Source organism: Pontibacter ummariensis (genome assembly GCF_900188175.1).
Lineage (GTDB): Bacteria > Bacteroidota > Bacteroidia > Cytophagales > Hymenobacteraceae > Pontibacter > Pontibacter ummariensis.
Genome location: NZ_FZOQ01000029.1, coordinates 1 through 13,576, shown reverse-complemented (window position 1 = coordinate 13,576; position 13,576 = coordinate 1). Strand labels below are relative to the sequence as shown.

Genomic DNA, 13,576 nt, shown 5'->3' with positions numbered 1-13,576 from the left:
GTTAAGCTACAGCTACGTTATTAACAGATTCTTCATTATTCGTTTCAGAGGAAAGCAGCATGGGCACTTCCAAGCCCCGGTTCTCGCACAGCCACTGGTACAGTTTGGCCACGCCCTCCTGCACGTTGTGCTTCGGATACCAGCCGGTGGCTTTCTGGAATTTGCGCGTATCCGACACATAGTAGTGCTGGTCGCCCGGGCGCCAGTCCCCGAACTTGAGCGGGATGTCCTTGCCGCGGTATTTGCCAATCGTCTTTAACAGCTCCAGCAGACTGACCGTGTTCTCGGGTCCGCCCCCTATGTTAAAGGCCTGCCCTTTGATTTCGTGCATGTGCTCTTTGGCCAGCAGGAAAGCATCCACCAGGTCCTCCACAAAGAGGATGTCCCGCACCTGTTTGCCGTCGCCGTAGATATTAACGGGTTCTCCCTCAATGGCCCTGATGGCAAAGTGTGCCACCCACCCCTGATCCTCGTTTCCGTACTGATGCGGTCCATAAATGCAGCTCATGCGGAAGGCTGCCAGTGGCAGGTTATAGGTACGGGCATAGTCAATCACATACTGGTCTGCTGATCCTTTAGAGCAGCCATAGGGGCTGTGGAAGTCCAGCGGCCGCTCTTCGCTGATGCCGTAAGTCTTAATGGCTTTATCCGCCGGATAGTAGCGGGAACCGTTGGAGATGAACTTCAGGTCATCGAGCCCCCCATACACTTTGTTCGTTGAGGTAAACACCAGCGGTGGCGGGTTGTCCTGCTCGCGTATCGCCTCCAGCACATTGATAATGCCCCGGGCATTGATCTCAAAATCGTTGATCGGCAGGTCAAGGGAAGTCGTAACGGCCACCTGTGCGGCAAAGTGATAGACGGCCTCCGCCCGCTTTATGACGTTTCGCACGGCCTGCACATCCCGGATATCGCCGATGTACACTTCCAGGTTCTCCGGGTAGTTCTCGCTCAGCCACTCCAGGTTCTGCTCCACGCCGTCACGCGAAAGACTGTCGAACACCATCACCCGCTTGCCCTGCTCCAGCAGTCGCTTGGCCAGGTTAGTCCCCACGAAACCAGCACCGCCGGTAATCAGGGTATAAGGCGCGGCGTCTTCGCTTAAAGTACGCTTTACATAAGCCAGCTTGCTGAGCTTTTCAATACCGTGCTTCGCCCATAGCCTGTACAACAGTTTGGTGGTACCGTCTGCCCGTTTCAGGCCGAAGTGATACTCGCGGTCGTCGAGGTGAAAGCCCGCCACGGTTGGAAGTTCCGCATCCAGGTCCTTCATGCCGTACCAGTAGACCCTGTCTACTGCTGCCTGAACCGCTTCCTTAAACTCCTGTAGCTGCTTAAACTCGTCATGCTGCCAGGTAGAAAAGCCTGCTTCTGTTATCCATAGCTGCGCCTGACAATCGTTTCGCTTCAGCACTTCGCGCACAGTCTTTACATTCTCGGCCCAGCCGTCCCACACCTGATCGAACACGTATGGGAAACCGTGAATCCCCACGGCATCAATGTACTGCATCACCCCGCGGTCAAACATCGTTTGTAGCCAGTTCGGGTCAATTGGGCTCATGCCCCCCAGCAGTGTCTTTTTGCCTCGCTGTTGGCACCAGTAAGCCGCACCGCCCACCATCTCGGCAAACTTGTACCAACCGTAGTCCATGGTAAAGTCGTACTCTACCTGGTTATTCGGCTCATTCCACAGCTCCACCCACTCAAAGTGCTCTCCCAGGTCGGAGATGAACACGTCCAGGAAGTCGGCATAAGCTTTTTTGTCTTTAGGGGGGGATGAGGTGCGGGGCCGTTCGCCGATAGAGGGGGGCGTATAAAGAAAGCAGGGAAGTATGTTTACTTCTTTTGCTAGCGTAGGGATCAGCCAGTTATACCAGTCCTTCCCCTCCGGTGTATAGTAGTCAGCCCAGGATACGCCCGTTCGGAGCTGGGTTACGCCCAGTTCCTTCAGGTCGGCCAGTACTTGCTTTACCTGCTCATACTCTCCTGGTCTGAACCACTCCACTAGTCCAACGGTGGGGAGCGGTGTCTTTTCCATAGTGTTTTTTATTTTCATAATGCGATGTTCCTTTAAGTATCAGACAATAGATAAAGAGCCTGCCTACACGGTAAGTCCGCGGGCTGCCAGCTCGGAGCTCGCTTCGTTTACCCGGTCGTAGGCGATCTGCCCTTCCAGCCAGGAGGCGAGTTCCTCCAGCCCATCGTCGAAAGCTACCTGCGGATAAAAGCCTAGCACTTCCTTTGCCAGCGAAATGTCGGCGTAGCAGTGCCGGATATCACCTACTCTGTATTTGCCTGTTATCTCGGGAGTTAAACGCTTTTTGTCCATTACCGAAGCCAGTCGCTCCGCTATCTCCCGTATTGTGTAATTGTTGCCACTGCCAACGTTAAAGACTTTTCCTGCAGCGGCTTCCTTCTCCATGGCCAGTCGGCAGGCCAGCGCCACATCGCGCACATGCACAAAATCGCGCTGCTGGTACCCGTCCTCAAAGATCATAGGAGAGTTGTTGTTCAATAGCCTGGAGGCGAAGATTGCCAGTACGCCTGTATAAGGGTTAGACAGCGCCTGGCGGGTGCCATACACGTTAAAGAAGCGCATAGCTACGGTTGGGATGTTATAGGCGCGCCCTACCATCAGGCAAAGCCGCTCCTGGTCATATTTAGACAGCGCATACACAGAGGACAAAGTGGGTGCCTTGGACTCTGAGGTAGGCACCGGTTGTAAAACTTGCCCCCCTGCGTCGCGCAGCTCCCAGTCTCCAGCCTTTAACTGGTCCAGGCCACGCTCCTGCACCGTCTCCAGTTCTCCTTTCTGATTCTGATAGAGACCTTCGCCGTAAATACTCATGCTGCTTGCCACCACCAGCTTTTTCACAGGGTTCTTGATCAGTGCCTCCAGCAGCACGGCAGTCCCGATGTTGTTCACATCCGTGTACTCCCTGATCTCATACATGCTCTGCCCCACGCCAACCATGGCGGCCAGGTGAAACACGTAGTCTACCCCTTCCAGCGCGCGCGCTACGTCATCAGGATTCCGTACATCCCCTACCATCAACTCCACATCGGGGTGCAGGTAGTCCGGGCGCTTGCAGTCTTTGCCGTGCACCTGCTCCGACAGGTTGTCCAGGGCCCTCACCTTATAGCCGTGACGCAGCAGTTCATCGGCCAAATGAGAGCCGATAAAGCCTGCTCCTCCTGTTATTAAAATCTTGCTTTCCATAGTTTTCCGGTTTGCTTGTATGTTATTAAAATGGTTGATTGGTCGGTCGTAGGACGATCTGGTTAATGGATAGGCCTGGCGGCTTGTCCAATGCATAAAGCACGGCATCGGCCACTGCCTCGGCTGAAATAGCTCCATACCCGATATCCTCTACCGTATGAAATCCTGAAATCGTGTTTTTAAAAAAGGGTGTATCAGTTACGCCGGGTGCCACTACGGTTACCCTGACGTTGGGCATCACTTCCTGGCGCAACGTTTCTGCCACTACCTCCAGGGCTGACTTCGTTGCAGCATACACGCCCCCGTAGGCATAGGCCTGCCCTGCTGAAACCGATGACAGAAGCACGACATCCCCCTGGCCTTTCGCCAGCATGCCCGGCACAAAAGCACGTATCATGCGCAGCGCTCCCAACAAGTTGGTATCGATCACCTGCCGCCATTTCTCGGGGTCCCCTTCTGTCAGCTTCTCGTGTATGCCCCGGCCGGCGCTGCATACGAGTATATCGGGTGTGCCGAGCTTCTCCTGTACTCCTGTAAAAAGGCGGTCGATGTCTTCTGCAGCCGAAACGTTGCAGGTAAAAGGGTGCGTACCGGCTGGGAGACCGGACGGTATGTGCAGGTCGGCAAGGGCTGTTTCCATATCTGCGGCCGCCAACTTCTCCACCACGGCACGACCAATTCCGGAACCTCCACCACTAACAATTGCTTTTCTGCCTTTTAAAAACTGCACTTTATAAGTTTATACCTGCTATATAATTATAGTCTAATCCTAAGTTGGTAGGTAGAACGTAGCAGAAGCAAATAGGGTTGTAGATGCTGGAATTGGCCTATATAAAAACGCTTTAATTTTAGTTATAAGGGCTATTCTGGCCTTTTCACCTGAGCAAGAGAGCTCAAAACCGGGTTATATCATTGCACTATAAAATAAAGGGTACTACCTTTTGGAGCAGTTAAAGAATTATACCTTTTCTCACCAGAAACACGACGGCCATATGGACTTTACCCAAGCGCTAAACCTGTCTGATGAACGCGTACTGTTGCGCCCCTATGCATCAACTGACCTTGCGCAACTTGCTCTTATTACACAGGACGAGGATATCTGGCGCTACATGCCCACCCGCATCAGCAACCAGGAAGAACTGGCGACCTGGGTACAGGCCGTAGAAAAGGGGCGGGCGCAGGGCACGCGCTATACCTTTATGATCGAAGACAGGGCGACGGGGCAACTGGCTGGCAGCACCAGTTATGGCAACGTTTCTTTGCCGGACAGGCGGCTGGAGATCGGGTGGACATGGCTGACAAAGCCCTACAGGGGAAGCGGCCTGAACAGGCACTGCAAGTTCCTGCTGCTGCAATATGCCTTTGAGGTGCTGGACTTTGAGCGCGTAGAACTAAAGACAGATGTGTTGAACACCCGCTCCCGGAAAGCCATGTTGAAGATCGGGGCGACAGAAGAAGGAGTACTCAGGAGCCACACGCAGCTGCACGATGGACGCCGGCGCGATACGATTTACTATAGCATTCTCCGTCCTGAGTGGGCACAGGTAAAGCAAAGGTATTTCGGAGATTTGTCTGCACAACGGCCGGTTTGAAACCAGACGGGGGCGGTACTTGCGTATACCATAGGGTAGCGACAAACAAAGCAATTGGAAGTAACCAGTACCTTACCTATACGGCAACAGCGGATTTTCCTGATCCGGCACGCTCGCCCGATGGTCTCTACGAAGGGACTTTTTGGGGAAGCCGAAGCTCGCCAGTACATCTCTGACTATGATGCGGCGCAGGTAGAGGAGTTTGTGCTGGAGCATGAGGCCATCCCCTACAAAGAGGTAAAGCAGGTATACTGCAGCACGCTTATCCGCTCCCGACTTACGGCCCGGGCTATCTTCGGAGACGACGTACAACTAAAAGAACACAAAGTGTTCAGGGAGTTTGAGCGCCGCATCTTTTCACTGCCCCTGTTGCGGCTCCCGATAAGGTTTTGGCTAATAACGGCGCGTGTCCTCTGGTTCTTTGGGCTGAACAACCGTGATGTGGAGTCGTTCAGCGAGGCCCGGCAAAGAGCACGCAGGGGAGCAGAAATACTCGACAGCGATGCAAGGCACAACACCACCACAGTGCTCGTGGCCCACGGCCTACTAAACAACTTCATCAAACGGGAGTTGAAAAGAATGGGCTGGCTGCAAACAGTGAAAGGAGGCAGTGGCTTTGTAAGCGTAAACGTTCTGGAGAAGCACCAGGCCTGACGGAAGTGAGAGTAGGTAAGGCGCCCCTTTCTTCCTACACGACTGCATGGCAAGAATAAAGATTGGAACCGATATAAAAAAAGCCCTCACTGCTGGTGCAATGAGAGCTTTTTGCTTTTAACAGGTCGGCTGTCGACGCTGCTGTTATCTGTATAGACTAATAACCTGCTGTTTGCTGGCTGCTGATGTTCACGTTTGCGTCAATCTCCGCTTGCGGAACAGGCCATGCCCACTCACGGGCACCAGAAGCCAACGTACAGTTTGTGGCAGTAGAGCCGCAGTCAACCCGCTGCAGGTTGCGCGTTGTTCTCTTCAGGTCAAACCACCTGTGGCCTTCCGCGAACAGCTCCTTGCGTCTTTCCAGTGCAATGGCATCCAGCAGTGGCTGGCCTGCCAGTACAACAGGCAGATAGCCCTCGATTCTGGCAGCACGCAGGGTGTTCAGGTCTGCCAGGGCACCCAGTGCATCTCCTGACAAAGCCCTGGCCTCGGCACGGATCAGGTACATTTCCCCTGTTCTGAACACTTTCCAGTTCACCAGGTTATCCATGGCTGTGCCACGGCTCAGGAACTTCTTCACGATTGTTCTCTCTGTATCCGAAAGGGTACGGGTGCCGAAGTAAGAAGCGTAACGCACGTCCTTCGCTGCATCGTAGGTAGCCATCAGCTCCGCAGAAGGCTTAAAGCGGTTACGGTTAGAAGGAGCGTTGTGGACGCCACTGGCAGCAGTGCCTTCACCGGCACTGAAGGCAACCGACCAGATCACTTCCTCTTCGGAGGCATCGGTCCAGATGTTAGCAAAATCTTCCCTACCCGCTAAAGGCATCTCCTCTATCACCAATGTCGCATAGTCCTTTGCAGCGACATAATCTTTCGCATACAGGCTTACGCGCGCCAGAATAGCTCTGGTTACGGTCTGGTCGATATAGGCTCTGTTGGAAGCGTTGATGTCTGTATCCACGTCCCCCAAAAGCGTTTCCGCTTCTTTCAGGTCTTTAAAGATATTATCATACGTTTCCTTTACAGACAAGCGCTTCGGCATGTCCTCTGCGTCCACGATCGTTTTATACGGTACGCCAAGGGCAGTTGAGTTTCTATCCAGGCTCTCCCCCCAGTAGCGTAGCAGATCGAAGTGCACCATGGCCCGGATGGCCAGGGCCTGTCCCTTCAGCCTGTTCACTCTTTCGGGACTAGCTTCAGAAAATTGCTCGATGTTGCGCAACACCAGGTTTGCCTGCGTCACCACAGAGTAGGCCGCAAGCCAGGCCACTGCCAGATCACTATCGTCAGAAGTATAAACCCAGTTCGTCTGATCGCTCCAGTTACCCAGGTCTTCGCTTGTCTGTACCAGGTTATCCGACATCATGTCTGGCAAAGCCGACCAGGTACCCGTTGTTTGGCCACCGCTGCCGAGGTAACCTACCTGGCGGAAACTGGCATAAGCTCCTGTTAAGGCAAACTCATAGTCGTTTAGGCTGGTAAAGATCTCGGAACCATCCTTTGCAAACTCTGGCTCCACCTCAATTACTTTTTCGCAGGCAGTTAGCCCCAGCGCGCAGCACAGGCCTATGCTCAAAACTATTCTTTGTATCTTCATTTCTGTAATCTCTGTTATTAGAATCCAACATTTAAGCCGAACGTAAGGGTACGCAAGGCCGGGTATTGTGCCCCTACCAATGATCCGTCTGTCACTTCCGGGTCAAAGCCCTGGAACTCCGTCCAGGTTGCTAAGTTCTGGCCCTGAGCGAACACTCTAACGCTGCGCAAGCCTCCGAGAGAATTAACCAGTGCCTGTGGCAGTGCATATGACACGTTGATGTTTCGCAGTCGCAGGAAGTCTCCGTTCTCCACAAATCGGGTTGTGCCGCTTCTGAATGGAGCCCGTGGACGAGGTACATCGGTTATGTCGCCTTCCTTCTGCCATTCGTCTAACATCGCAAGAGACAGGTTGTCCCAGAGGTACTGCGGGTTCTCTACGTTCGCACGGTCGTTGTTGAACAGTTTGTTGCCTGTCACAAAGCTGAAGAAAGTACTCACCTCTAAGCCCTTGAAATTAAGAGATGTACCAAAGCCACCGAAGAACGGGGTCTCTACCGTTCCTACAATCACCCGGTCGTTAGGGCTGTAAGTCTCTGTGATCTCTCCGTCCTTGGTTAAGTACTGTGGGTTACCGTTCTGCGGGTTAACACCGGCATAACGCACCACATAGAGTGAGTTCATCGGCTCCCCAACACGGTTGATGTACAGACCATCCACGATTTCCTCTTCGCCCCCTACCAGCTCTTTTACCTCGTTTTTGTTGTAGGTCAGGCTTACATTGGCGCTCCAGGTAAAGTTCGGGCTTGCCACGATGTCACCATTCAAGGCAAGTTCAACCCCTCTGTTCTGCAGCTTACCCACGTTTGAAAGCAGTGCCGGATAACCAGTAGTTCTGGAAAGCTGTCTGTCAAGGAACAGGTCGCTTGTAATAGCGTTATAATACTCTACAGTAGCAGCCAGTCTTCCGTTAAGTGTAGAGAATTCCACACCAGTGTTGAAGGTTGTTTTTCTTTCCCACTGTAAAAGCGGGTTTGCCAGTTGGCGCTGCGCAAGGCCGCTCACCCCATTGTACACCGATCTGCCGAAGAGTTCTCTCGATGCGAAATCGTCTTCCAATGCCTGGTTACCGGCGGAACCGTAGCTAACCTTGAACTTCACATCGTTGAACACGTCTGTCAGTCCTTCCATGAACGGCTCATCCGATACGATCCAGCTCAAGCCCACAGAACCGAAGTTAGCAAAGCGTCTGTCGGCACCGAAACGGGAAGAACCGTCACGACGGGCACCTATGGTTAAGTAGTACCTATCACGGAAACCGTAGTTGATGTTGGTGAAATAGGACAGCAGGGCGTTCTCTGTACCTCCACCGCCAACGGCAGGAATGTAACCGTTCGTCGCGTTACCAGGTGTGATACCCGCCTCGTTCTGGAAAGCGCCACCCAGGCCATAACCTGTAAAGCTCAGGCCACTGTACTTTCTGTTCACGATCTCATTGTACAAGGCCACGCTCAGCGTATGCTCTCCTCCAAACGCAGTGCTATAGCTAGCAGACGTTGTCCCTGTATAGCGGAAGGCACGGTTATAGCCACGGCCATAGCTACCGGAACCACCCGTAGAGAACTGGCCGGAATAGGTGTCAGGACTCACATAAACAGAGGTTTCATTGGAGGTGAAGTCACCACCCCAGGTTGTTCTGAAAGAAAGGCCTTTCAGGAAAGGGGCTTCGTAACCAACGTAAATGTTACCCACCCCTTTTAACTGCTGCCTCAGGTTTTTATTCTCCAGAAGCTCCTGCAGGGCGTTTGGCTGGCCAGAAGCCATTTGCGTGTAGTTACCGGCTTCGTCATAAGGCGTTTCGTATGGGTTTGTCCAACGAATGGCGTTAAGCGGAGCAGCAATCCCGGAGTTAGCCTCGCTCGTGTTCGTAAACTCGGAATAACCGAAAGTAGAATTCAGACCGAAATTGAAATTACCAGCGTTTGACTCCACGTTCGCTCTACCCGTGTAACGCTCTAAGCCTGTGTTTGGCACGGTACCTGTCTGGTCGAACATGGAGCCTGAGAGATAGTAGGTAGTTTTTTCGCTACCACCGGAAGCGCTTAGTGTATGGTTCTTTGTTGTACCGGTTTCAAAGAAAACGTCTTCCCAGTTCGTGTCTACTTTTCTCAGGCGTGCCAGGTCTTCATCAGTCCAGTCGTAAGGGTTGCCTCTTTGCAACTCATACTGCAGCTTCTGCTCCGTGTTCATGAGCTCCAGCTTGTTTTCCGGCGCGTTTGAAAAACCATACTGCACGTCGTAATTGATACGGGTTTTACCCGCAAGGCCTTTTCTGGTCGTGATCACCACCACCCCGTTGGCACCTCTTGATCCGTAGATAGAGGTAGCAGAGGCATCTTTTAAAACCGTCATGCTCTCAAAGTCCGCCGGGTTAATGGTAGCGAAATCAGCTGCGGAGATCTCAACCCCATCCATGATGTACAGCGGAGAGTTGTTCCCCATAATGGAGCCCTTGCCGCGGATCACGATGTTTGCCGCTGCACCTGGCTGGCCAGAATTGGCCTGCACTAAGATACCGGGCGCTCTACCCTGCAGGGCCTGGTCGAAAGATGCAATCGGTGTCTGCTTTATCTCATCTGCTTTTACAGTAGAAATAGAACCAACCACCTCGCGCTGTGTTTGCGTGGTGTAACCCGTCACCACGACTTCAGAAAGCTGCTGCTGGTCGATGCCCATGGTCACATTCATAGAAGCAGAGCTGCCAATCGCTTGCTCAATCGTCTTATAGCCAATAAAGCGGAACACCAATGTTCTCCCTTCAGCTGGTACACTGATTGTATAAGTACCATCTGCCGAAGTGGCAGTCCCTACGGATGTTCCTTTCACTACGACCGAAACGCCGGGTAGCCCCTGGCCCGTAGACTGGTCTGTTACCTTACCAGAAACCGCTTTGTTCTGGGCATACACCTGCTGCATCAGGATCAGCACCAGAGCAAAACTCAATAATAGAATTTTCCTCATGTTAAAATTGATTGTGTAATTAAAGTGGTTTAGTTAAAAAGATAATAAAGATGGGTAATGAAAAAGGCGGGGCTCGCTAGTCCCGGACAGCAGGTCTTAGACTCTCATCAGATAGTTCCTCTGGATGGCGTGTACCAATAAGGCGCACGCGTATTGAAGCGAGTATTTCTTATCTCTTGTCATGCTTTGGTTTTCTCCCACACCTGACAAAGGCTTTAACAGGAAAAACATGTCCGGTTATATTTCTAAATATGGGTTGGGTTTAAAGCTCTCCTCCCTTTTCGGGCTACGCCTCCTAATAAGAGAAAAGGACTTTCAAAAATTGTCTTGTGTATAACTACTTTACAATCCGTAAAGCTAATAGCTTATGCGCACAATTCAATTCACAACTTCGCAATAATTTTATCAATGTCATAACAATGGGCTAAAAAAAAATAGTCCTCAGTACCAATGTATCATCTGTTATGAGTTTTACCCCTTATTTTCGCACCCTCCCAGCGCCTTTTTTAAGGCCGTAATGCCGATTTACCGCTTCTCCAAGACACTTACCTTATGCAAGCGCATCTCTTTGTTGAAGAAAACTTATGCTTTCTGCTGTTTTGCACCAAATCAGCTCATGCTTACCAACAAGAACAAACAGTTTTTTTTAAAAAGCAGCACACGAAGGCTTCTCCGCTTCAGAGCATCACGAATAGAGAGAGCTTGACCTATGCCTACAGCCACACTAGACAAGCTTTAGAAGAAATCCCGAAAATAAACTAAACCTTTAGTTCTAAACTAAGTATTTAGTTGTATATTAGTTCAGGAAAACTGAAACATACTTGAATGAAAGAACTAACAAAAGCCGAAGAGGAGATTATGCAGGTGCTCTGGAAGCTAAAAAAAGCTTTTGTGCGCGACATCCTAAACGAGTTACCGGAGCCAAAACCGGCTTACAACACGGTTTCGACGATAGTGCGCATCCTGGAGACCAAGGGCTTTGTAGGGCACGAGGCCTTCGGCAAGTCGCACCAGTACTACCCGCTGGTAGAGCAGGATAAGTACAAGAGCTTTTTCCTGAAGAACTTCATGAGCGGTTACTTCGGTGGTTCATTCGAGCGGCTGGTATCGTTCTTTGCCAAGGACAACAACCTGAATGTACAGGAGCTGGACCAACTGATGCAGCAGGTAAAACAAGACATAGACACGGACAAGGAGGATCCGAAAGATGGAAGCAACACTTAACATCATACTTAAGTCCGGGCTTGGGCTGCTAGCGCTTTACCTGTTTTACTACCTGCTGCTGCGTAACGAAACCAACTTCAGGTTTAACAGACTTTATTTGCTGCTAGCCCCGCCCGTAGCGCTTGCACTTCCACTCGTAAAATGGCCTTCGCTGCTCCACCCTGCTACTTCCATCGCACAGACGCTGCAGACAATACAGCTAACGGAGGTAAGGGTGGTGCCTTACAGAGCGCCGGACGCAAGCTCCGGTGTCCTGCAGTTTTTGACACTAACAAACATCGCCGTTGGCTTTTACCTATTGGTGGCCCTCTTTCTCCTATTCAAACTTTTGAGGCAACTGTGGCACATCCGCGAACTAAGATCCAAGGCTACAAGCATCGAACAAACCACAGATGATGTGCAGGTAGTACAGCTACCGCAGCACTATTCTTCCTTTGCCTTCCTTAACAAGGTGTTCCTGAGCAAACAGGAGCAGCTGAATGCCCGCGAAAAGCAACAGGTGCTGGCCCATGAGCTGGCCCACGTCACTTTGGGGCATACCTATGATGTACTGTTTTATGAGCTGCTTTCTATCCTTCTGTGGTTTAACCCGCTTATCTGGCTCCTAAAGAAAGAGCTTCGCAACTTGCACGAGTTTCAGGCCGATGCACGGGTACTGGAACAGCACCAACCACAGGAGTACGGCTCGCTCTTGTCGAAAGAAGTTCTTTTCAACATGGGCTTACCTGTAGGCAGCCATTTCCAGAAGCCGCAGGTGCTGCAGCGCCTGTACATGTTAAAGCAGCACGGAAAGCAGCCAAACTGGTTAAAGCCTCTCCTGACGCTACCACTACTTATGCTACTGCTTTTCTCCCTTACCTCCCAAAAGGCAACAGCCGACGTTGCCGCTCAACTTGCAACACCAGGGCAAGGGAAGGCTTTGCCTGAGGCAACACAGGTACAGGAAGACGGCCAGGAACTCCCATCCCAGCAGAAAGGAGCACCCGCGCCATCTGCTACCGAAGAAGCTGTTCCAGCACCAGAGCAGCATAAGACCACACCTGGTCCTGGAGAAGCCCCCCCTGTAGATGCGCCTGCCCAGGAAAAAAAGCCGGATGGCCTGGTACATGACCTTTTAGATAGGAAGGCAGACCAACCATATGCCTACGTAGAGCAAATGCCTCGTTTCAGGGGAGGGGAGCAGGAAATGTTAAAGTTTCTGGCAAAAAACATACGTTACCCGAAAGAGGCGCAGGAAGCCGGGCTTGAAGGCTTAGTTGTGGTCAGCTTTGACGTGGACGACGACGGCAGCTTAGGCAATATCCAGATTATCAAAAGCCTGGGGATGGGCACCGACGAGGAAGCCATGCATGTGGTAGAGCAAATGAACGGAAACTGGGAACCCGGCACCCAAGGTGGCAGGCCCGTACCTGTGCGCTACACTTTACCTATCCGGTTCGCCATAAAGTAATACGCTAACACCCTTAAACCCCTGTTTGGTGCGGCTAAAAAGCCATGCCTGGGCTCTTGTTGTCTTCGCAAAACGAACATCAACCTTTAAACATACAGCTTATGCAAAAACTTACAAGTACCAACACAATCTTCGGGACTGTATTCGCCTGTTTCCTTACGCTTGCCTCCTGCGCTACGGATGAGGATCCCCTAGTTAGAGTACAGGAAGAAGAAACAACAGCCACGAGAGAGCTCAACACATCGCAGGCTTATGCCTACGTGGAGGAGATGCCTGCCTTTAAAGGCGGAGAGGCAGCTTTGCTTGGCTTTTTAGGCCAGCACATCCGCTATCCTGAGGCGGCACAGAAGGCGGGTATCGAGGGGCTAACGGTGGTTTCTTTTGTGGTCGAAACAGACGGTTCTGTTACAAGTGTACAAACAATAAAGAGCCTGAGCACAGAGACAGACCAGGAGGCTGCGCGGGTAGTGAAACTCACGAGTGGTAGCTGGACGCCCGGGAAGCAGGATGGGGAGCCCGTGCGGGTACAGTATACCCTACCCGTTAAATTCTCCATGAAATAATGATCAGGTAGCGAAGGGCACTACAAGCTGCGCCTTCGCTACTTAACCACACGCTTCTTCGCTGCTTTTCCAGGCGATCACCAACGACACCATAATGAGAAAAGGCAAACTAGTGACATCTCTTTGCAGCCCTGCCCTGTTTAGCGCCAGCACCTTTGCCCCCCCTCCAGGGCTAATCTTGTAGGGAAAAGTTTGTATTATTTTGTTGCGTTTCAAAGAGCCTCCATCCTTCTACCATATTTTGTAGTTTAACCAGTGCTTCTCCCAAGAGCTTTGCTCCCGGCAGTGGCTGTTTCTTTGTTTTCTGGAAGCCTGC

Annotated in this window: 10 protein-coding genes; 5 read left to right on the top strand and 5 right to left on the bottom strand. The window is 51.7% G+C overall.

The features are described 5' to 3' along the window. Position 1: 1 nt before the first annotated feature. The 3 genes from CHB92_RS21795 to CHB92_RS21785 form a co-directional block, all read right to left on the bottom strand. Positions 2-2,038, bottom strand: coding sequence for a GDP-mannose 4,6-dehydratase (locus tag CHB92_RS21795; protein WP_245842801.1), 2,037 nt, complete (start codon positions 2,036-2,038; stop codon positions 2-4). Between the two features lie 63 nt (positions 2,039-2,101). Then, positions 2,102-3,220, bottom strand: coding sequence for an NAD-dependent epimerase/dehydratase family protein (locus CHB92_RS21790; RefSeq protein ID WP_089321362.1), 1,119 nt, complete (start codon positions 3,218-3,220; stop codon positions 2,102-2,104). Positions 3,221-3,245: 25 nt separating this feature from the next. Beyond that, on the bottom strand, positions 3,246-3,950 hold the full coding sequence (locus CHB92_RS21785; RefSeq protein ID WP_089321361.1) for an SDR family oxidoreductase: 705 nt from the start codon (positions 3,948-3,950) through the stop codon (positions 3,246-3,248). Positions 3,951-4,161: 211 nt separating this feature from the next. Here CHB92_RS21785 and CHB92_RS21780 point away from each other — a divergent pair, with 211 nt between their 5' ends. Beyond that, on the top strand, positions 4,162-4,812 hold the full coding sequence (locus CHB92_RS21780) for a GNAT family N-acetyltransferase (protein WP_245842800.1): 651 nt from the start codon (positions 4,162-4,164) through the stop codon (positions 4,810-4,812). 54 nt (positions 4,813-4,866) lie between these two features. Next, positions 4,867-5,466, top strand: a complete 600-nt coding sequence (locus CHB92_RS21775; protein WP_089321360.1) for a phosphoglycerate mutase family protein — start codon at positions 4,867-4,869, stop codon at positions 5,464-5,466. A 157-nt stretch (positions 5,467-5,623) separates the two neighbouring features. Here the strand turns inward: CHB92_RS21775 and CHB92_RS21770 are convergent, their stop codons facing one another. Both CHB92_RS21770 and CHB92_RS21765 read right to left on the bottom strand, forming a co-directional pair. After that, positions 5,624-7,063 carry a RagB/SusD family nutrient uptake outer membrane protein gene (locus CHB92_RS21770; RefSeq protein WP_245842798.1) on the bottom strand — a complete coding sequence of 480 codons (1,440 nt, stop codon included), beginning with the start codon at positions 7,061-7,063 and terminating at the stop codon, positions 5,624-5,626. Positions 7,064-7,080: 17 nt separating this feature from the next. Continuing rightward, the gene (locus CHB92_RS21765) at positions 7,081-10,023 is read right to left on the bottom strand and encodes a SusC/RagA family TonB-linked outer membrane protein (RefSeq protein ID WP_089321359.1); all 2,943 of its coding nucleotides are present in this window, start codon (positions 10,021-10,023) and stop codon (positions 7,081-7,083) included. Positions 10,024-10,848: 825 nt separating this feature from the next. Between CHB92_RS21765 and CHB92_RS21760 the strand changes: the two genes are divergently transcribed. The 3 genes from CHB92_RS21760 (at position 10,849) to CHB92_RS21750 (ending at position 13,260) form a co-directional block, all read left to right on the top strand. Further along, the gene (locus CHB92_RS21760) at positions 10,849-11,247 is read left to right on the top strand and encodes a BlaI/MecI/CopY family transcriptional regulator (RefSeq protein WP_089321358.1); all 399 of its coding nucleotides are present in this window, start codon (positions 10,849-10,851) and stop codon (positions 11,245-11,247) included. Next, positions 11,231-12,697 carry a M56 family metallopeptidase gene (locus tag CHB92_RS21755; RefSeq protein WP_089321357.1) on the top strand — a complete coding sequence of 489 codons (1,467 nt, stop codon included), beginning with the start codon at positions 11,231-11,233 and terminating at the stop codon, positions 12,695-12,697. Before CHB92_RS21760 ends, CHB92_RS21755 begins: the two co-directional genes overlap by 17 nt. Positions 12,698-12,798: 101 nt before the next feature. Then, positions 12,799-13,260 (top strand): energy transducer TonB, encoded by a 462-nt coding sequence (locus CHB92_RS21750; RefSeq protein ID WP_179223129.1) that lies wholly within the window; start codon positions 12,799-12,801, stop codon positions 13,258-13,260. Positions 13,261-13,576: the final 316 nt, after the last annotated feature.